Below are 19,280 nucleotides of genomic sequence, written 5' to 3' on the forward strand. Positions count from 1 at the left end.
GGACTCCTTCGGTACGGGACGGGTGCGGGGTCAGTGCAGGGACTTGCCCTGGGTGTCGAGTTCCAGCTGGGGGCGGCCGGTGACCAGCAGCCAGGCGGGGAGCGAGGCCAGGCAGAGCAGGGTGAGCGTGGCGGGGGAGGCGGCGAGCACGGCGGCGGTGAAGAGGCTGATCCAGCCCTGCCGGGTGGTGGCCAGGAGGATGCCGAGGACGCCGGAGGAGACGGCGACCGCCGGGTGCACCTCGGGGACGAGGGCCTGGCAGAACAGGCCGAAGGCGGCGCCGATGAAGACGGCGGGGAAGATCCGGCCGCCCCGGAAGCCGCAGGAGGAGGCGACGAGCAGGGCGAGCAGTTTGACGGCGGCCAGCTTGGCCAGCTCGCCGGAGGACCAGCCGCCGATGGAGGAGGTCAGTTCCTTGACCTCGGCCAGGCCCTTGAAGAGCGTCAGATGGCCGCCGAGGGCACCCAGGAGGCCCAGGACGAGGCCACCGGCGGGGAGCATCAGCATCGGGTGCCGCAGCCGGGTGAAGGCGCTGTGGACGCGGGGGAAGAGGGAGCAGGCCGCGAGGCCGAAGAGGGCGGCGGCGGAGGCGATGACCAGGGAGCCGAGGAGGTCGGTCCAGCCGGGGTCGGTGAGCGGCGGGAGCCCCAGGTCGAAGCTGGGCTCGGCGAGCAGCTGGGTGGTCATCGCGCCCGCGCCCGCGGCGAGCAGCGGGGCGAACAGCCGGTCCCAGAGCGAGCCGGGTCCCGGCTGGCCGGTGAGGGCCTCGGAGATGACGAGGGCGGCGGCGACCGGGGTGCCGAAGAGGGCGCCGATGGTGGCGGCGGAGGCGAGGGCGACCCAGGCGGCGCCGGGCACGGCGGGCGCGGCCCTGCGGCCGAGCCAGTAGGCGAGGGCGATGTTGGTGGCGATGATCGGGTTCTCGGGGCCGAGGCTGACGCCCCCGGCGAGGGCGAGGGTGCTCGCGAGCAGCAGCCCGGGGACGACGGCGGGGGAGAGCGGCGGCCCGCCGAGGCCCGTGGCGGCGGGATCGGGGCCCGCGTGTCCGGGCACCTTCCAGACGACGAGACCCACGGCGACGCCGGTGGCGGTGAGCATGGCGATGATCCAGAGGGAGGAGTAGCCGCCGATGCCGAGGGCGTCGGGCAGGTCGTTCCAGAGGACGTGCTGGAGCTTCTCGGAGAGGAAGCTGATCGCCAGGAACAGCAGGCCGGCGCCGATGCCGACCACGAGCGCGGGCAGGACCTGCGGGAGCAGGGTCCGCAGCGGGGTGACGCCGTCCGAGCCCGCCGGACCGGAAGCACCGGCGGACGCGGGCGAAACATGATCAGAAGCCACGGGCTCACCATAAAGGCGCATACCTGACTCAACACCCCGAAACGGTGCCGATGGCGGCGGCTCGGCAACCCGAAAGCCAGACCACCGGGCAGCGGCTCGGCACCCCCGAAGACCAGCCCACAGACACCTGGCGCCGGACGCCAGACGTCGGACATACGGGCAACGGGCCCCACCGCCCCCGGCATCCCCACGCCCCCCAGCACCCGCCCAAGGTCCGCTCACCCCCTGAAACGCCCCCACCCACAGCCCGGCAGGCACAACGCCGGGGCCCGGAGCGCGCAGGCCCGGTTCTCGGCAGGCGGGCGGGCGGCTGGTTCTCGGCGGGCTTCCCCCGGAGGGCTTCGGGCCGACTCCCGGTGGACGGGACGGCCCTTCCGGCCGTACCCCGCGAGATCGCCGTACCCCCGCGAGGCCGCCGTACGAGCGCGGGGCCGCCGTACGGAGCGCGGCCGGGTCGGCCGTACGGGTGCGCACCCCGCCCGACCGCTCCGGCCGAGGCCGAGGGGTCCGGCGGCCCGCCCGGCTCCGACGGGTCCGGCCCACCCGGCCCCGCCCCGCCCCGCCCCGGAACCGGAAACGGAACCGATTCAAGCCGCCCCGACCGGCACCGTCCACGCCCCGGCGGCGCGCCTTCCGCCGGAGGGGAACCCGGGCCCCGGAGCGTCGGCCGGCCCGTGATCCCGGACCGGCCGGACGGCCGAGGCCCAGGCCTCGGGCCCGTAAAATCCCAGGCCGGAGCAGTGACGGGCCTCGTCGGAGCACCCGCCCAGCCCCGTCGGGGCCCCGCGCGGGAGCCCTCAGGCGCGTGGCGCGATCACCACGGCAGTGCCGTACGCGCACACCTCCGTGCCCACGTCGGCCGCCTCGGTGACGTCGAAGCGGAACATCAGCACGGCGTTCGCGCCCCGTGCCTGCGCCTGCTCCACCAGGCGTTCCATCGCCTGGTTGCGGGTCTGCACCAGGGTCTTGGTCAGACCCTTCAGCTCCCCGCCGATCATCGACTTCAGCCCCGCGCCGATCTGACTGCCCAGATGGCGGGAGCGGACGGTGAGCCCGAAGACCTCACCGATCACCTGCCGCACCTCGTACCCCGGCACGTCGTTCGTCGTCACGACCAGCACGTCGGGCTGCGGCCCCTGGCCGCCTCCGTACTCCTCGATGCCCATCGGCATACACCTCCTGACCCCCAAGACTCCCGGTCCCGGGCCCCGTCCGCATCCCGTGGTGCCCGGGTGGAACCGGGTGCGCCCGGCCCGCGTTGGTAACTTGGAGGCAGCCGTCCCCGCCCCCACCGACCGCAGGAGCCCGGAAGCCCGTGAACACGATCGCCCTCGGACCGAGCTGGCTGGATCCGGACTATCTGATTCAGACCTTCGGTCTGATCGGAGTCCTCGTCATCGTCTTCGCCGAGTCGGGACTCCTCATCGGGTTCTTCCTCCCCGGCGACTCGCTGCTCTTCACCACCGGCCTCCTCGTCACCACGGGGAAGATCGACACCCCGCTGTGGCTGGTCTGCACCATGATCGTGGCCGCCGCGATCATAGGGGACCAGGTCGGCTACCTCTTCGGCCGCAAGGTCGGACCCGCGCTCTTCAAGCGCCCCGACTCCAAGCTGTTCAAGCAGGAGAACGTCGAGAAGGCCCACGTCTTCTTCGAGAAGCACGGCCCGAAGTCGCTGATCCTGGCCCGGTTCGTGCCCATCGTGCGCACGTTCACCCCGATCATCGCGGGCGTCAGCCGGATGAACTACCGCTCGTTCATCACGTTCAACATCATCGGCGGTGTCCTCTGGGGCGCGGGCGTCACCGTCCTCGGCGCCGCCCTCGGCAAGATCGACTTCGTGCACAAGCACATCGAGATGATCCTCATCGCGATCGTCCTGATCTCCGTCGTCCCGATCGTGATCGAGGTCCTCCGGGCCCGCTCCCAGTCGAAGAAGGCCCGCGCGGCGGGCGACCACGAGGTCCCCGGCACGCCCGGCGCCCCCGACCAGTCGCCCCCGGGACCCTCCCGGGGCCGCCACGCCAAGCGCTGACTTCCCCCCGGCCCCTCCCCGAGCGGAGGGGCCCGGACCGGGGGCCTCAGAAGCCCCTGGTCCGCTTCGCCGCCCGGCGCGCCGCGGCCGCGCCGGGCGCCTGCATGAACAGCCGCGCCAGCTCGCCGCCCAGGTTCACCCCGATCGCGATCGCGAGGGCCAGCGCCGCCGCCTTCGCCAAGGACGTGAAGCCCTGGTCCAGATTGTTCTGCGCGATGGCGAGGACCCCGAAGTACGTCGCCGAACCCGGCAGCAGCGGCCCGATCGCCGCCGTCACGTAGGGCAGCGACGAGGTGTGCTTGTACCGGGCGATCAACTGCCCGAAGAGCCCCACGAGGCCCGCCGCCACCGACGTCGCCATCACCGCCGAGCCCTGCGCCGTCACCGCGATCGACGCGTACACCACCCACGCCACCCCGCCGTTCAGCGTCGCGAACAGCACCGTCGCCCGCGACTGCTGCAGCAGGATCGCGAACGTCGCGCACAGCACCATCGACGCCAGGGTCTGCGTCACCGGACGCTCCACCGCCCGCAGCGCCCCCTCCGGATTCAGCTGCGCGTCGAACTGCACCGCCACGTAGAGCACGGAGAGCACGCCCACCACGATCGCCACGAAGAAGTACGCGACCTCCAGGAGCCGCGCCGAAGCCGTGATGTAGAAACCGGTCAGCCCGTCGTGCACCGCCGCCACCAGCGCCCGCCCCGGGATCAGCGCGAACAGACCACCGGTGATCACCGCGGAGGGCCGCAGATCCGCGTGCAGCAGCGTCAGCAGCACCCCCATCGCCGCCGGAGGCATCGCCGCCACCAGGAACTGGTAGAACTCCGGCAGCCCCCGCCCCGCGCACAGCCACGCCAGCCGGTCACCCAGCACCGCGCCCAGCGCCGCCACGAGGAACACCGTCGGCCCGCCGCCCAGCAGCACCGACGCCGCACCCGCGAGCACGCCCGCCGCCGCCGTCAGCACCCACCCCGGATACGGATGCCGGTTCCGCCGGATCTCCGCGAGCCGCCGGTACGCCTCCTCGGGCGTCACCTCGTGCGCCCGCGCGTGGATGTCCGCCAGCAGCGTGTACACCGCCGCGAGCCGCGTGTAGTCCGTGCCCCGGCGCCGCACCGTCCGGTTCGCCGTGATCGGATCGTCCACCAGCGAAGGCTGGTACGTCACCGACAACAACGTGAACGTCACCGTCGGCTCGACCCGGTCGAGCCCGTACGAACGGCAGATCACGAACATCGCCGTCTCGACGTCCTCCGCGCCCTCACCGCCCGCGAGCAGCAGCTCCCCGATGCGCAGCGTCAGGTCGAGCACACGGGGCACCGAAGGACCCGACTCGTCCTCCTTGCGCAGCGCCTCCGGCACCGGCCGCTCGCCCACCGGCAGCCGCAGCATCGTCCGCATCCGGTCCTGCCAGGGCGCGTCCTGCGACAGCCGCACCAGCGGAACCCCGTACACGGGTGTGAACACCGGCGGCGAGTTCCGCGCCGAATACGTGGCGGGCGTCGCGAACGCCGACCCCTCCTGCTCCGGCGGCGGCTCCGGCGTCAGCCCAGGCGGCAGGGCGAACTCGGACGTCGGATGCTCCTCCTCCGGAGGCGGGGGCCGCTCCACCCCGGCGGGCGCCACGAACGCGCTCCGCGACTCGTCCGACTGCGGCTTCCGGTCCTCCGGAGCCCCGTCCGTACCGAGTTCAGAACCGTCCGGCTCCGCCACCACACCGACCGCCTCACTCCCCAGGGAACCGTGGCTTCCAGTATGAGCATGAGACGGATGTGCGAAAGGCGGTGCACCCCAAGAGGTGCACCGCCTTCACACGCGGGGAACGGGAACGGCTCAGTGGCCGCCCTGCTCCTTGGCCCGCGCGTACGACTTCTCGATCTCCGCCTCGGCCTCGGCGCGGCCGACCCAGTCCGCGCCCTCGACCGACTTGCCCGGCTCCAGGTCCTTGTAGACCTCGAAGAAGTGCTGGATCTCCAGACGGTCGAACTCCGACACGTGGTGGATGTCCCGCAGGTGCTCCATGCGCGGGTCCGTCGCCGGGACGCACAGCAGCTTGTCGTCGCCGCCGGCCTCGTCCGTCATGCGGAACATGCCGATGACACGGCACTTGATCAGACAGCCCGGGAACGTCGGCTCGTCCAGGATGACGAGGGCGTCCAGCGGGTCGCCGTCCTCGCCCAGGGTGTTCTCGACATAGCCGTAGTCGGTCGGGTAGGCCGTCGACGTGAACAGACGACGGTCCAGGCGGATGCGACCCGTCTCGTGGTCGACCTCGTACTTGTTACGCGACCCCTTCGGGATCTCGATGAGAACGTCGAACTCCACGGGTGGCTCCTCCTGAATCAACACACAAGTGACTGCCCGCGACGACGCGCGGTGATTAAGTGTCCCTCACGCACGACCGTGATCGCGAAAGGGGCTGGTCGGCAATGCCCGAGCCGAGAACGTGGCAGCTCACGGCGGGCTCCGCCGCCCTCGGTCTGGCCCTGGCCGCCACGGCGGTGACCCTGGCAGGCCCGTGGGACTCCGGCCAGCGTACGGCCGAACGGGCACGCGCCGCCGCCGCCCAGTCACCGGGTGGCACACGTCACGCCCCCGCCCCCGCCCCCGCCCCGCCCCACCGCCCCGCGCCCGCGCCCAGCGCCCCCGGCGTCCTCCCCGCCCTGCACGGCCCGGCCCCCGCCACCCGCCCCGCCGACCTCGCGGCCGTCCTCGGCCCCCTCCTCGCCGACCCCGGCCTCGGCCCCCTCCGGGCCGCCTCCGTCGTCGACACCTCCACCGGACTCCGGCTCTACGGCGCGGGCGACACCACCCCCATGACCCCCGCCTCCACCACCAAGATCGCCACCGTCGCCGCCGCCCTCTCCGCCCTCGGCCCCGACCACCGCCTCACCACCACCGTCACCGCCGCCCCCGACGGCCGCGCCGTCACCCTCACCGGCGGCGGCGACCCCACCCTCGACCCCGGCCGTCTCAAGACCCTCGCCGCCGACACCGCCCGCGCCCTCACCGCCCGCGGCCACACCTCCGTGCGCCTCGCCTACGACACGAGCCTCTACACCGGGCCCGCCCTCCACCCCATCGGCCCCAACGAGAACCTCGCCCCCGTCGTCGCGCTCATGACCCGCGGAGGCCGCCTCGACGACAGCCGCGACGGCCCCGCCCCCCGCACCGGCGACCCCGCGGGCGACACCGCCACCGCCTTCGCCGCCCTCCTGGCCGACGCCGGGATCACGGTCACCGGCGACCCGGCCCCCGGCCGCACCCCGAAGGCCGCCCCCCTCGCCCGTACGTACTCCGCCCCCCTCACCGACCTCGCCGAACGCACCCTCACCCACAGCGACAACGACCTCGCCGAAGCCCTCGCCCGCCACACCGCCCTCGCCCACAAGGCACCCGCGAGCTTCGACGGCGCCGCCCGAGCCGTCCACGACGAACTCGCCCGCCTCGGTCTCCCCGTCACCGGCGCCCGCTTCGCCGACGGCAGCGGACTCGACCGCCGCGACCGCCTCACCGCCGCCCTCCTCACCGCCCTCCTCACCCGCGCGGCCGACCCCGCCCATCCCGCCCTGCGCCCCCTGCTCACCGGCCTCCCCGTCGGCGGCTTCACCGGCACCCTCGCCGACCGCTTCGGCACCGCCCCCGCGGGCGCCGGGCTCGTCCGCGCCAAGACCGGCACCCTCACCGGCGTCAACACCCTCGCGGGCACCGCCGTCACCCCCGACGGACGCCTCCTCGCCTTCGCCTTCCTCGCCGGCCGCACCCTCTCCCCGTACGAGGCGCAGCCCGCCCTCGACCGGCTCTCCGCCGCCCTCACCGCGCCCCGCTGACCCCGGCCCACCCCCGTCCGGCCCGCACCGAACCCCCACCGAACGGGCCCCGAGACCGTACGGTTGACGCATGACGAGCTTCGGTGGGGCGCGCACACCCGGGATGGTCGACTGGAACCTCGCGGTCGCGACCGCGACCCGTCTCGTACGGCCCGGACCCGAAGTCGGCCGGGACGAGGCCCGCGAGATCGTCGCCGAACTCCGCAGGCACGCCAAAGCCGCCGAGGAACACGTCCGCGCCTACACGCGGATGATCCCCGAGGGCGCCGAGCCCCACGACACCCCCGTCCTCGTCGTCGACCGGGCCGGCTGGATCAAGGCCAACGTCGCGGGCTTCCGCGAACTCCTCACCCCGCTCCTCGGCAAGATGCGGGACCGCAGGCAGGACACCCCCGGCAGCGCCGTCCTCGGTGCCGTCGGCGGCAAGGTCACCGGCGTCGAGCTCGGGATGCTCCTGTCGTTCCTCGCCTCCCGCATCCTCGGCCAGTACGAGACCTTCGCCCCCGCGACCCGGGACCTCCCCACCGGGACCGCAGGCGGCGGACGCCTCCTCCTCGTCGCCCCGAACATCGTCCACGTCGAGCGCGAACTCGAAGTCGACCCGCACGACTTCCGGCTCTGGGTCTGCCTCCACGAAGAGACCCACCGCACCCAGTTCACCGGCGTCCCCTGGCTCCGCGACCACCTCCAGGGCGAGATCCAGTCGTTCCTCGCCGCCACCGACGTCGACCCCGGCACCGTCGTCGAACGCCTCCGCGAAGCCGCCCAGACCCTCGCGGGCGGGCGCCCCGAGGCCGAGGAGGGCGAACCCGCCCCCTCCCTCGTCGAACTCGTCCAGACCCCCGAGCAGCGCGAGATCCTCGGCCGCCTCACCGCCGTCATGTCCCTCCTCGAAGGCCACGCCGACTACGTCATGGACGGCGTCGGCCCCCAGGTCGTGCCCTCCGTCGCCGAGATCCGCGAGAAGTTCCAGCAGCGCCGCGCCCGAGGCGCCTCCCGCCTCGACCTCGCCCTGCGCAAACTCCTCGGCCTCGACGCCAAGCTCCGCCAGTACCGCGACGGCGAACGCTTCGTCCGCGCCGTCGTCGACCAGGTCGGCATGGACGGCTTCAACCGCGTCTGGACCTCCCCCAACACGCTCCCCACCAAGTCCGAGATCGCCGCACCCGCCGACTGGATCGCGAGGGTGCACCGTAAGGCAGACTCCTGAGGCAGGTGCGGCGCACGACGCGAGAACACCTCGGAACACCCCACCAATCACCCATCCGAGGGACCCTGGACAAGGGGTGGGGCGTGCAATGCTCGGGTAACGGCCGGGTTTCTGTCACCATCGACGCACTCTGAGTGACCGAACCCCCCTCCGGCCGTTATGACTCCGACCGAGGCACCCACCCCATCACGAAGGGAACCGGACATGGGTCCCCATCCTGCGGTCGCGGCGATACGCCTGGCGGTCCGCCGCGTACTCCACGACATCCTCACCGAGCACCAGACCGACCCCACCGCCGACGACGGAACCCCCCTCGTCCTCGTCGCCTGCTCCGGCGGCGCCGACTCCATGGCGCTCGCCTCCGCCCTCGCCTTCGAGGCCCGCAAGCTCCCCGTCCGGGCCGGCGGCATCACCGTCGACCACGGACTCCAGCCCGGCTCCGACACCCGCGCCCACGAGGTCGCCGGACGCATGACCGCCCTCGGACTCACCCCCGTCGAGGCCGTCGCCGTCACCGTCGGCCGCGAAGGAGGCCCCGAAGCCGCCGCCCGCGACGCCCGGTACGCGGCCCTGGACGCCGCCGCCGAACGCCACGGGGCCACGGCGGTCCTCCTCGGCCACACCCGCGACGACCAGGCCGAGACCGTCCTCCTCGGTCTCGCCCGGGGCTCCGGCATCCGCTCCCTCTCCGGCATGGCCGCCGTCTCCGGCACCTCCCGCCGCTACCGGCGCCCCTTCCTCCGGCTCGACCGCCAGACCGTCCGCAAGGCCTGCGTCGCGCAGGAACTCGCCGTCTGGGACGACCCCCACAACAGCGACCCCGCCTACACCCGCTCCCGGCTCCGCCACGAAGGACTCCCCGCCCTGGAGAAAGCCCTCGGCAAGGGAGTCGTCGAAGCCCTCGCCCGAACGGCCCAGCTCTCCCGCGACGACGCCGACGCCCTCGACACCTGGGCCGCCGACGCCGAGACCTCCGTACGCGACGAGGCGGGCGCCCTCGAATGCGCCAAACTCTTCGGCCTGCCCACCGCGGTGCGCCGCCGCGTCCTGCGCCGCGCCGTGATCGCCGAGGGCGCCCCCGCCGGTTCCCTCTTCGCCCGGCACATCGAGGAAGTCGACCGGCTCATCACGGGCTGGCGCGGCCAAGGGGCCATCAACCTGCCCGGACGCGTCGAAGCGCGCCGCCAGGGTGGCAGACTGGTCATCCGGCAAGGCTGACGCACGCGCAACGAAAGTGACCCGGGTGAACGAGAAGGACATGGGCACCGACCTCCAGTCGGTGCTCATCACCAAGGAAGAGATCGACGCCAAGCTGGCTGAGCTGGCCGCGAAGATCGACGCGGAATACGCGGGCAGGGACCTGCTCATCGTCGGCGTCCTCAAGGGCGCCGTGATGGTGATGGCGGATCTGGCGCGCGCCCTTTCGACCCCCGTCACCATGGACTGGATGGCCGTCTCCTCCTACGGCGCCGGAACCCAGTCCTCGGGCGTCGTCCGCATCCTCAAGGACCTCGACACCGACATCAAGGGCAAGCACGTCCTGATCGTCGAGGACATCATCGACTCCGGCCTGACCCTGTCCTGGCTGCTCTCCAACCTCGGCTCGCGCGAACCCGCCTCCCTGGAGGTCTGCACCCTGCTGCGCAAGCCCGAGGCCGCGAAGGTCGCCATCGACGTCAAGTGGATCGGCTTCGACATCCCCAACGAGTTCGTCGTCGGCTACGGCCTCGACTACGCCGAGAAGTACCGGAACCTTCCGTTCGTCGGCACTCTCGCCCCCCACGTCTACGGCGGCTGAAGCCTCCCGCGGTACGGGGGAACCCGTACCGCCTTCCCCCCGTTGAACCACGGGAAGGCGGTCGCGGGCGACGATGCTGAGGTACCGTCCGAAGAACAGCTTTTTCACACAGCAGCTCTCACAGCAGCATTTTCCTACGGGCAGGAGGGACGGAGCGCCCAGCGCTCCGTATGGATGGACGTGAAGCGATACTTCCGTGGGCCGGTCATGTGGATCGTGCTGGCCGTCCTCGCCGTGGTCGTGCTGATGCAGGTCGTCGGCTCGTCCGAGGGCTACAAGACGGTGGACACCGGCAAGGTCGTCCAGGCGATCGACAAGAACCAGGTCAAGCAGGCAAAGATCACCACCGGTGACGAACAGATCGTCAAGATCGAACTCGTCGACGGCCAGAAGATCGACAACAGCAGCAAGGTCCAGGCCAGCTACATCGGCACCCAGGGCGCCGACCTTGCCGACAAGCTCCAGGAGAAGTTCGAGGCCGGACAGATCGAGAAGGGCTACACCGTCACGCCGACGAAGCAGTCCGCCTTCGTCTCGATCCTGCTCTCGCTCCTCCCCTTCGTCCTCATCGTGGTCGTCTTCCTCTTCCTGATGAACCAGATGCAGGGCGGCGGCTCCCGCGTCATGCAGTTCGGGAAGTCCAAGGCCAAGCTGATCACCAAGGACACCCCGAAGACCACCTTCGCCGATGTCGCAGGCTCCGACGAGGCGGTCGAGGAACTCCACGAGATCAAGGAATTCCTCCAGGAGCCCGCCAAGTTCCAGGCCGTCGGTGCCAAGATCCCCAAGGGCGTCCTGCTCTACGGCCCCCCCGGAACCGGAAAGACGCTCCTCGCGCGCGCCGTGGCCGGCGAAGCGGGCGTGCCGTTCTACTCGATCTCCGGCTCCGACTTCGTCGAGATGTTCGTCGGCGTCGGCGCCTCCCGGGTCCGCGACCTCTTCGAGCAGGCCAAGGCCAACGCTCCCGCCATCGTCTTCGTCGACGAGATCGACGCCGTCGGACGCCACCGCGGCGCCGGACTCGGCGGCGGCCACGACGAGCGCGAGCAGACCCTCAACCAGCTCCTCGTCGAGATGGACGGCTTCGACGTGAAGGGCGGCGTCATCCTGATCGCCGCCACGAACCGGCCCGACATCCTCGACCCCGCGCTCCTGCGCCCCGGCCGCTTCGACCGGCAGATCGCCGTCGACCGTCCGGACATGCTGGGCCGTCTGGAGATCCTCAAGGTCCACCAGAAGGGCAAGCCGGTCGCCCCGGACGTCGACCTCGGCGCCGTCGCCCGACGCACCCCCGGCTTCACCGGCGCGGACCTCTCCAACGTCCTCAACGAGGCGGCGCTCCTCACCGCCCGCGGCGACCAGAAGCTGATCGACAACGCGGCACTGGACGAGGCGATCGACCGTGTGGTCGCGGGCCCGCAGAAGCGGACCCGCATCATGTCGGACAAGGAGAAGAAGATCACCGCGTACCACGAGGGCGGCCACGCCCTGGTCGCGGCGGCCTCGCCGAACTCCGACCCGGTGCACAAGATCACCATCCTGTCCCGGGGCCGCGCCCTCGGCTACACGATGGTGCTGCCGGAAGAGGACAAGTACTCCACCACCCGCAACGAGATGCTCGACCAGCTGGCGTACATGCTGGGCGGGCGCGCGGCCGAGGAGCTCGTCTTCCACGACCCGACCACGGGCGCGGCGAACGACATCGAGAAGGCCACCGCCACGGCCCGCGCGATGGTCACCCAGTACGGCATGACCGAGCGTCTCGGCGCCATCAAGTTCGGCGGCGACAACACCGAGCCGTTCCTCGGCCGGGACATGACGCACCAGCGCGACTACTCGGAAGAGGTCGCCGCGCTGGTCGACGAAGAGGTCAAGAAGCTCATCGAGACCGCCCACAACGAAGCGTGGGAGATCCTCGTCGAGAACCGTGACCTCCTCGACAACCTGGTCCTCGCGCTGCTGGAGAAGGAGACGCTGGGCAAGGAGGAGATCGCCGAGATCTTCGCCTCCATCGTCAAGCGTCCGGCCCGTCCGGCCTGGACCGGTTCCTCGCACCGCACCCCGTCCACGCGTCCGCCGGTCCTCTCCCCCAAGGAGCTGGCCCTGACGAACACGGCGAACGGCTCGGCGGCTCCGGCGGTCGACACCACGAAGGGCATCGACATCGCCCCGGTGGACACCCCGGAGGACTGACCCTTCCCACCCCGGAATGGCTGCCGCGCCCCCACAGGTTTTAGCCTGTGGGGGCGCGGCTTTTCGCGCACTTCAGTTCGGACGGAACGAGGCACAGAGATGACCGACCCGGTGACGCTGGACGGCGACGGCACGATCGGCGAGTTCGACGAGAAGCGTGCCGAAGCCGCCGTGCGGGAGCTGCTCATCGCGGTCGGCGAGGACCCGGACCGCGAGGGCCTCAAGGAGACTCCGGCCCGGGTGGCGCGCGCGTACAAGGAACTGTTCGCCGGGCTGTGGCAGAAGCCCGAGGACGTGCTGACGACGACGTTCGACCTGGGACACGACGAGATGGTCCTGGTGAAGGACATCGAACTGACGGCGACCTGCGAGCACCATCTGCTGCCGTTCCACGGTGTGGCGCACATCGGGTACATCCCCGCCGAATCGGGCAAGATCACCGGTCTGTCGAAGCTGGCCCGTCTGGTGGACGTCTTCGCCCGTCGCCCGCAGGTGCAGGAGCGTCTGACGACCCAGGTCGCGGACTCGCTGATGAGGATCCTGGAAGCGCGCGGTGTGATCGTCGTGATCGAGGCGGAGCACATGTGCATGGCGCTGCGCGGGGTCCGCAAGCCGGGTGCGAAGACGGTGACCTCGGCGGTCCGCGGCCAACTGCGCAACGCCACCACGCGCGCCGAGGCCATGTCCCTGATCCTCGCCCGGTAGGGGCCGGGGCGGGGCGCCACGGGCTTGCGGCCCGGGGGTGCTGCCCGGGTGCCGATCGGCGGGCCGGAGGGGTCAGGCGGCGGCCGAGGGCTTCTTGTCGTCGTCCTCGGGGAGCTTGCAGACCCGCTCAAGGAAGAGGGCGGCCGCGATGACGCCGAGGCCCGCCAGGACCGCGAAGGCCGCGTAGAGGGCCTGGTCGCGGCGGGCCGGGACGTCGAGGTGGGCGAGGAGGAAGACGCCCGCGCCGCCGTACATTCCGGCGACGAGGGCGGCCACCAGGGCGCTCGCCTGGCCGAAGACCACCGCGCGGGCCGCCATCAGCGGCTCGACGCCCTTGGCGCCGGGCCGCCGGTCGCGCTGGGCCCTGAGCCGCGCGCGGAGGGACAGGGCGGTCGCGGTCAGGACGACCGCGATCACGGCGAGGACGACCGGCGCGGCGAGCGGCACGCTGGGGAGGGTGCCGACCGAGTCCCAGAGCCGGGCGGCGCCCCAGGAGAGCACGCCGGCCACGACGAAGAGTCCGGCGAGCACCTTCAGCCGCAGTTGTTTCACCGGGTGTCCTTCGTGTGGTCGCGGGCGGTCTGCCACGAGCCTAACGACTACTCGGGCAGACGGAGTTCCAGGTCGGCGCGGACGGTCACGCCTTCGTCGCCGACGGTCGCGAGGAGTCCGGTGACGGGTCCGTGGCCGGGCAGCTGGGCTTCCGGGTCGACGTCGTGCCAGGGGGCGAGGACGAAGGCCCGCTGGTGGGCGCGGGGGTGCGGGAGGGTGAGGACGGGGTCGTCGGAGACGACGTCGGCGTACGCGATGATGTCGACGTCGATGGTGCGGGCGCCCCAGTGCTCCTCGCGGACGCGGTGGAAGGCCTCTTCGACGGCGTGGGCCCGCTCCAGGAGGGAGGCGGGCGGGAGCGTCGTCTTCACGAGGGCGACCGCGTTGAAGTACGAGGGCTGGCTGCCGGGGTCGACGCCCCAGGGCTCCGTCTCGTAGACGGGGGAGACGGCCTTGACCCGGAGGCCCGGCGTGTCCGCGAGGGCGTCCACGGCCCCCTGGAGGGTCTCCAGGCGGTTGCCGAGGTTGGCGCCGAGGGCGACGACGGCCCAGTGCGGGTTGGAGAGGGTCACGTCGGCGGCGTCGACGGCTTCGACGACGGAGGCGGGTACGGGCTGGACGGTGGGGTCGCTCTGTGTCGGTTTCATCGTCGGCTCCGGGTGATCGTGACGGTCACGTCGTCGAAGGGCACGGTGATGGGCGCGTCGGGCTTGTGCACGACGACTTCCACCTCCTGTACCCCGGCGTGGCCGAGGCATCGCTGGGCGATGCGCTCGGCGAGGGTTTCGATGAGATCGACGGGTTCACCCTGGACGACGTCGACGACTTCCTCGGCGACGATCCCGTAGTGCACGGTCTTCGTCAGGTCGTCGTCGGCGGCCGCCGGACGGGTGTCCAGGCCGAGAACCAGGTCCACGATGAAGGTCTGGCCCTCCTCGCGCTCCTTGGGGAAGACGCCGTGGTGGCCCCGGGCCTTGAGGCCGCGCAGCGCGACACGATCCACGCGAATCACTCCTGCTGTCGTAGTTCGGGTGGTCACGCAGCCGGGTGCGGACGGCCGGGTGTCCGTCGTCGAATCTACCTGCGGGCACCGACAGCGCTTTGCCTTGGGGGGCGTGGGCGGGTCAGGTCGGGGGGTTCAGTTGTCGTCCGCGCCGGGCTCTCCGGCCTTGGAATCCTCGGTCTCGGCGAGGACGGGGGAGGCGTGGTGGGACCAGATCCGCCAGCCCTCGGGTGTGTGGCGGAACACATTGGTGGCGACGACGAGCTGGCCGACGAGGGGTCCGAGTTCGGCGCCGTCCTCGGCGGGGCCGCCGCTGAGGATGTTCTCGGTGCAGGTGACGACGGCGGTGTCGTCGGCGAGGGAGACGGCGAGGTCGGTGAGGAAGAACTGGATGTAGTCGGTGTTCGCCATGATCAGGGCGTACGAGCGGAGGACCTCGCCGCGGCCGGTGAGGACGGGCCAGCCGGGGTGGACGCAGGTGATGGGGGTGGCGCCGTCGTCGAGCCAGAGCGCGGAGACGGTGTCGAAGTCGCCGGTCTCCATCGCCTCGTAGAAGGCGGTGTTGACCGCTTCGACGGCGGCTTCCCTGGGGTTGCGGCTCACGCGGCTCCCTCGACGGCGCGGGCGACGCGGACGGCGTCGGCGGTGGCGCGGACCTCGTGGACGCGGACGGCCCACGCGCCCGCGTGGGCGGCGAGGGCGGAGACGGCGGCGGTGGCCGCGTCGCGTTCGCGGGCGGGCGGCGGGGTGGCGCCCTCGCGGGTGAGGACGTGCCCGAGGAACCGCTTGCGGGAGGCGGCGACGAGGAGCGGGCGGCCGAGGGCGCGGAGGGCGGGGAGGTGGGCGACGAGCGCGAGGTCGTGGGGGGCGAGCTTGGCGAAGCCGAGGCCGGGGTCGACGACGATGCGTTCGGGGGCGACGCCGCCGTCGACGACGGCGTCGAGGCGGGTGCGCAGTTCGCCGAGGACCTCGCCGACGACGTCGTCGTAGACCGCGAGGCCGTTCATGTCCTGGCTGAAGCCCCGCCAGTGCATGACGACGAAGGGGACCTCGGCGGCGGCGACGGCGGGGACCATGCCGGGGTCGGCGAGGCCGCCGCTGACGTCGTTGACGAGGCGGGCCCCGGCTTCGACGGCGCGGGCGGCGACGACGGCGCGCATGGTGTCGACGGAGACGGTGACGCCTTCGGCGGTGAGGCCGCGGACCACGGGTATGACGCGGCGGAGCTCCTCGTCCTCGTCGACGCGGCTCGCGCCGGGGCGGGTGGACTCGCCGCCGACGTCGACGAGGTCGGCGCCCTGGGCGGCGAGGTCGACGCCGTGTTTGACGGCGGCCGTGGTGTCGAACCAGCGGCCGCCGTCGGAGAAGGAGTCGGGGGTCACGTTGACCACGCCCATGACCGCGCAGCGGTCCCACTCCGGCAGGCCCAGGGCCGTACCCCGGTCGATCGTCGTACTCATGTGACCAGCGTAGGGCGTGGGGGCGGATTCAGGCCGCGCGGATCTCGCGCTCAGCGGGCCCGGGGACTATGTGGGAGCAGGGCCGGGGGGCGGGGGAGGGGCGGCGGCGGGCGAAGGGGCGGGGGAAGGAGAGGTTCACGAAGCCCTCGGCCTGCATGGCGGCGAAGCCGATGCGGGGGAGGTCGCGGCTGGTGCGGTAGACGACGAAGCGGGGTTCCCAGCGGGGCTGGAACTTCGCGTTGAACTTGTAGAGCGATTCGATCTGGAACCAGCGGGACAGAAAGACGAGGAGTCCGCGCCAGACGCGGAGGACGGGTCCCGCGCCGATCTTCTCGCCGCGGGCGAGGGCGGAGCGGAACATGGCGAAGTTGAGGGAGACGCGTTCGATGCCGAGGGCGGGGGAGGCCTGGAGGGCGGCGACGATGAGGAGCTCGTTCATGCCGGGGTCGGCGGAGCGGTCGCGGCGCATCAGCTCCAGGGACATGCCGTCGGCGCCCCAGGGGACGAAGTGGATGATCGCCTTGAGGTCGCCGTAGGGCGAGTGGGGGTCGGCGTCGTCGTCGGTCTTGTGGGCGGTCGCTATCACGGCGTCGCCGTCGCCGGGGGCTCCGATGCGGCCGAGGGCCATGGAGAAGCCGCGTTCGGTGTCGGTGCCGCGCCAGTCGGCTGCGGCGCGGCGGACCCGTTCCAGTTCGGCTTCGTCGAGGTCGCCGACGCGGCGGACGCGGGTGGTGTAGCCGTTGCGTTCGATGCGCTTGACCATCTGGCGGACGTTGCGCATGGCGCGGCCGGAGAGCGAGAAGCCGGCGACGTCGACGATGGCCTCGTCGCCGAGTTCGAGGGCGTCGAGGCCGGTCTCGCGGGTCCAGACCTGGCCGCCGGTCTCGGAGCAGCCCATGACGGCGGGGGTCCAGGAGTGGGCCTTGGCCTCGTCCATGAAGCGTTCGATGGCGCCGGGCCAGGCCTCGACGTCGCCGATGGGGTCGCCGCTGGCGAGCATGACGCCGGAGACGACGCGGTAGCAGACGGCCGCCTTGCCGCTGGGGGAGAAGACGACGCCCTTGTCGCGGCGGAGGGCGAAGTGGCCGAGGGAGTCGCGGCCGCCGTGCTGGTCGAGGAGGGCGCGGAGGCGCAGCTCGTCGTCGTCGGTGAGGCGGGCGGCGGGGTGCTCGGGGCGGAAGGCCAGGTAGATGGTGGTGAGGGCGGTGAGCATACCGAGGGCGCCGAGGGAGTAGCCGACGGTCCAGTCGACGCCCCTGGTGTAGCCGACGGGGCCTTCGAAGCCGAAGAGTCCGTAGAGGACGTGCTCCAGGCGGTCGGTGAGGCTGGGGTCGCCGACGACCCGGCGCGGGTGGGCGCTGACGATGACGAGGCCGAGGGCGATGGACCCGGCGCCCATGACGACGAAGTTGGCGAGGGCGCGCCAGCGGCTGCGGGGGTCGGGCAGCGCGGCGAACTGGTCGCGGTGCCGGACGAGGAGGGCGAGCAGGCAGAGGGAGAGGAGGGCTCCGGCGACGGAGTGGCGCCAGGCGAACTGGGCGACGGCGCCGAGGGGGAGGAGGACGACGGCGGCCCGCCAGGCGCGGCGCTTGTTGCGCTTGAGGCCGTGGGCGAGGAGCAGGAGGAGGACTCCGGCGCTGAGGGAGAGGGCGGCGGAGAGGGGTCCGAGGGTGCCGGGGAGGACCTCGGTGATGGTGTGGAAGCGGCTGGCGCGGAAGCGCGGGAAGACCCCGGCGGCGATGTCGATGAGACCGATGAAGGTGCAGGCGGTGCCGATGAGTGCGGGGATCTTCTGGGGTTCGGGGCCGCGGAGAATCCGGCGTACCCGAACCGGAACCAATCCTGATTTGTCCCCATCTACCGTGACAGACATGGCTTCCCGTGCTTCCCGTGGTCCTGCGGAGGGTCCTTGATTCCGGTCGGGACCCGCGGAGCGTTTCGGCGGGTCGTCCCGGTTGGTGCGCCTTCTAGGACGGAGCGGTACGGGCTCGGGTTCATCGGTTCACCGGAAATTCTCGGAAAGGCGGGGGTGGTCGTCCCATGGGCCTCACCAGCGGCAGGGTTCTCGTGGCGGCGGTCGTACTGGCCGTGGGGTTGTTCGTGGCGACGGTGTGGCTGTGGCCACGCCTCGCGCGCCGGGGGTGGCGGGCGTGCACCGGCAGGGTGGTGCTGCTCCTGGTGACGCAGGTGGTGCTGTTCGCGGCGGTGGGCCTGGCGGCGAACCGCTCGTTCCTGTTCTACGGCTCGTGGGCGGACCTGTTCGGGCAGGAGCAGGACATGGGGGTGGTCGTCGACCACGGGGCGGGTTCGAAGCACGTACGGGTGGTGGGGACGCAGCAGCTCGACGTGCCGGGCAGCGGGCGTCCGGAGGTCTCGGGGCAGATACAGAAGATCGTGGTGGAGGGGGCGCGGTCGGGGATCGTCTCCCCGGCGTACGTGTATCTGCCGCCGGAGTACTTCCAGGCGAAGTACGCGAAGCGGACGTTCCCCGCGTCGGTGGTGCTCACGGGGTATCCGGGGACGGCGGAGAACCTGATCAAGGGGCTGAAGTACCCGAAGACGGCGTACCTCCAGGCCAGGGAGGGACGGATGCAGCCGATGATCCTGGTGATGCTGCGGCCGACGGTGGCGCCGCCCCGGGACACGGAGTGCGTGGACGTGCCGGGCGGGCCGCAGACGGAGACGTTCTTCGCGGAGGACCTGCCGGCGGCGGTGTCGGGGACGTACCGGGTGGGGACGAAGCCGCGGAACTGGGGGTTCATGGGGAACTCCACGGGGGCGTACTGCGCGCTGAAGATCGCGCTGCACCACCCGGAGCGGTTCGCCGCGGGGGCGGGTTTCTCGGCGTACTACCGGGCGGCCGAGGACGTGACGACGGGTGATCTGTTCCACGGTGACGACCGGCTGCGCAAGCGGGCGGATCTGCTGTGGAGCCTGGACAACCTGCCGCAGGGGAAGTCGTCGTTCCTGGTGACGACGTCGAAGCGGGGCGAGAGCAATCTGCGGGACACGAGGGAGTTCATCAAGCGGGTGAAGAGCCCGGCGTCGGTCTCGTCGATCGTCCTGGACAGCGGTGGCCACAACTTCAACACGTGGAACCGGGAGATCCCCCCGGGCATGGTGTGGCTGAGCGGGAAGCTCAGCGCGGTCTGAGG

The 19,280-nt window shown here is 72.0% G+C and carries 18 protein-coding genes; 8 read left to right on the forward strand and 10 right to left on the reverse strand.

The window, feature by feature from the left end:
- Positions 1-30: 30 nt before the first annotated feature.
- Complete coding sequence (locus ACIO92_RS12425) at positions 31-1,338, reverse strand: ion channel protein (protein WP_402054542.1); 1,308 nt, start codon at positions 1,336-1,338, stop codon at positions 31-33.
- A gap of 797 nt (positions 1,339-2,135) precedes the next feature.
- A complete protein-coding gene (locus ACIO92_RS12430) occupies positions 2,136-2,504 on the reverse strand; it encodes a YbjQ family protein (protein ID WP_366442066.1) in 369 nt (122 codons plus the stop codon).
- Between the two features lie 149 nt (positions 2,505-2,653).
- Here ACIO92_RS12430 and ACIO92_RS12435 point away from each other — a divergent pair, with 149 nt between their 5' ends.
- On the forward strand, positions 2,654-3,373 hold the full coding sequence (locus ACIO92_RS12435) for a DedA family protein (protein WP_402279871.1): 720 nt from the start codon (positions 2,654-2,656) through the stop codon (positions 3,371-3,373).
- A gap of 46 nt (positions 3,374-3,419) precedes the next feature.
- On the opposite strand, the gene ACIO92_RS12440 is transcribed toward ACIO92_RS12435, so the two are convergent.
- Both ACIO92_RS12440 and ACIO92_RS12445 read right to left on the reverse strand, forming a co-directional pair.
- A complete protein-coding gene (locus tag ACIO92_RS12440) occupies positions 3,420-5,090 on the reverse strand; it encodes a threonine/serine exporter family protein (protein WP_366442068.1) in 1,671 nt (556 codons plus the stop codon).
- A 117-nt stretch (positions 5,091-5,207) separates the two neighbouring features.
- Positions 5,208-5,699: an inorganic diphosphatase gene (locus tag ACIO92_RS12445; protein ID WP_351785830.1), complete on the reverse strand. Its 492-nt coding sequence runs from the start codon at positions 5,697-5,699 to the stop codon at positions 5,208-5,210.
- Between the two features lie 104 nt (positions 5,700-5,803).
- Between ACIO92_RS12445 and dacB the strand changes: the two genes are divergently transcribed.
- The 6 genes from dacB to folE all read left to right on the forward strand — a co-directional run bounded on the left by dacB (position 5,804) and on the right by folE (position 13,110).
- A complete protein-coding gene (gene dacB / locus ACIO92_RS12450; RefSeq protein ID WP_402054537.1) occupies positions 5,804-7,204 on the forward strand; it encodes a D-alanyl-D-alanine carboxypeptidase/D-alanyl-D-alanine-endopeptidase in 1,401 nt (466 codons plus the stop codon).
- 70 nt (positions 7,205-7,274) lie between these two features.
- On the forward strand, positions 7,275-8,414 hold the full coding sequence (locus tag ACIO92_RS12455) for a zinc-dependent metalloprotease (protein WP_366442070.1): 1,140 nt from the start codon (positions 7,275-7,277) through the stop codon (positions 8,412-8,414).
- A 204-nt stretch (positions 8,415-8,618) separates the two neighbouring features.
- Positions 8,619-9,632, forward strand: coding sequence for a tRNA lysidine(34) synthetase TilS (gene tilS, locus ACIO92_RS12460; RefSeq protein WP_366442071.1), 1,014 nt, complete (start codon positions 8,619-8,621; stop codon positions 9,630-9,632).
- A gap of 40 nt (positions 9,633-9,672) precedes the next feature.
- Positions 9,673-10,212 carry a hypoxanthine phosphoribosyltransferase gene (gene hpt / locus ACIO92_RS12465; RefSeq protein ID WP_317876926.1) on the forward strand — a complete coding sequence of 180 codons (540 nt, stop codon included), beginning with the start codon at positions 9,673-9,675 and terminating at the stop codon, positions 10,210-10,212.
- Between the two features lie 174 nt (positions 10,213-10,386).
- Positions 10,387-12,405: an ATP-dependent zinc metalloprotease FtsH gene (ftsH, locus tag ACIO92_RS12470; protein ID WP_366442072.1), complete on the forward strand. Its 2,019-nt coding sequence runs from the start codon at positions 10,387-10,389 to the stop codon at positions 12,403-12,405.
- Positions 12,406-12,504: 99 nt separating this feature from the next.
- Positions 12,505-13,110: a GTP cyclohydrolase I FolE gene (gene folE / locus ACIO92_RS12475; protein WP_366442073.1), complete on the forward strand. Its 606-nt coding sequence runs from the start codon at positions 12,505-12,507 to the stop codon at positions 13,108-13,110.
- Between the two features lie 72 nt (positions 13,111-13,182).
- Here folE and ACIO92_RS12480 read toward each other — a convergent pair whose 3' ends face one another.
- The 6 genes from ACIO92_RS12480 to ACIO92_RS12505 all read right to left on the reverse strand — a co-directional run bounded on the left by ACIO92_RS12480 (position 13,183) and on the right by ACIO92_RS12505 (position 17,998).
- Positions 13,183-13,662: a DUF3180 domain-containing protein gene (locus ACIO92_RS12480; RefSeq protein WP_366442074.1), complete on the reverse strand. Its 480-nt coding sequence runs from the start codon at positions 13,660-13,662 to the stop codon at positions 13,183-13,185.
- A gap of 47 nt (positions 13,663-13,709) precedes the next feature.
- Positions 13,710-14,309 (reverse strand): 2-amino-4-hydroxy-6-hydroxymethyldihydropteridine diphosphokinase, encoded by a 600-nt coding sequence (gene folK, locus ACIO92_RS12485; protein WP_366442075.1) that lies wholly within the window; start codon positions 14,307-14,309, stop codon positions 13,710-13,712.
- Positions 14,306-14,665 carry a dihydroneopterin aldolase gene (folB, locus tag ACIO92_RS12490; RefSeq protein ID WP_351785809.1) on the reverse strand — a complete coding sequence of 120 codons (360 nt, stop codon included), beginning with the start codon at positions 14,663-14,665 and terminating at the stop codon, positions 14,306-14,308. Before folB ends, folK begins: the two co-directional genes overlap by 4 nt.
- 135 nt (positions 14,666-14,800) lie before the next feature.
- Positions 14,801-15,208, reverse strand: a complete 408-nt coding sequence (locus ACIO92_RS12495; RefSeq protein WP_401235470.1) for a nuclear transport factor 2 family protein — start codon at positions 15,206-15,208, stop codon at positions 14,801-14,803.
- Positions 15,209-15,264: 56 nt separating this feature from the next.
- Positions 15,265-16,125, reverse strand: coding sequence for a dihydropteroate synthase (gene folP, locus ACIO92_RS12500; protein ID WP_402279867.1), 861 nt, complete (start codon positions 16,123-16,125; stop codon positions 15,265-15,267).
- Between the two features lie 28 nt (positions 16,126-16,153).
- Complete coding sequence (locus ACIO92_RS12505; RefSeq protein WP_401234959.1) at positions 16,154-17,998, reverse strand: phosphatidylglycerol lysyltransferase domain-containing protein; 1,845 nt, start codon at positions 17,996-17,998, stop codon at positions 16,154-16,156.
- A 167-nt stretch (positions 17,999-18,165) separates the two neighbouring features.
- Here ACIO92_RS12505 and ACIO92_RS12510 point away from each other — a divergent pair, with 167 nt between their 5' ends.
- Positions 18,166-19,278, forward strand: coding sequence for an alpha/beta hydrolase-fold protein (locus ACIO92_RS12510; RefSeq protein ID WP_366442078.1), 1,113 nt, complete (start codon positions 18,166-18,168; stop codon positions 19,276-19,278).
- Positions 19,279-19,280: the final 2 nt, after the last annotated feature.

Origin of the sequence: Streptomyces sp. NPDC087215 (genome assembly GCF_044744885.1) — a bacterium.
Lineage (GTDB): Bacteria > Actinomycetota > Actinomycetes > Streptomycetales > Streptomycetaceae > Streptomyces.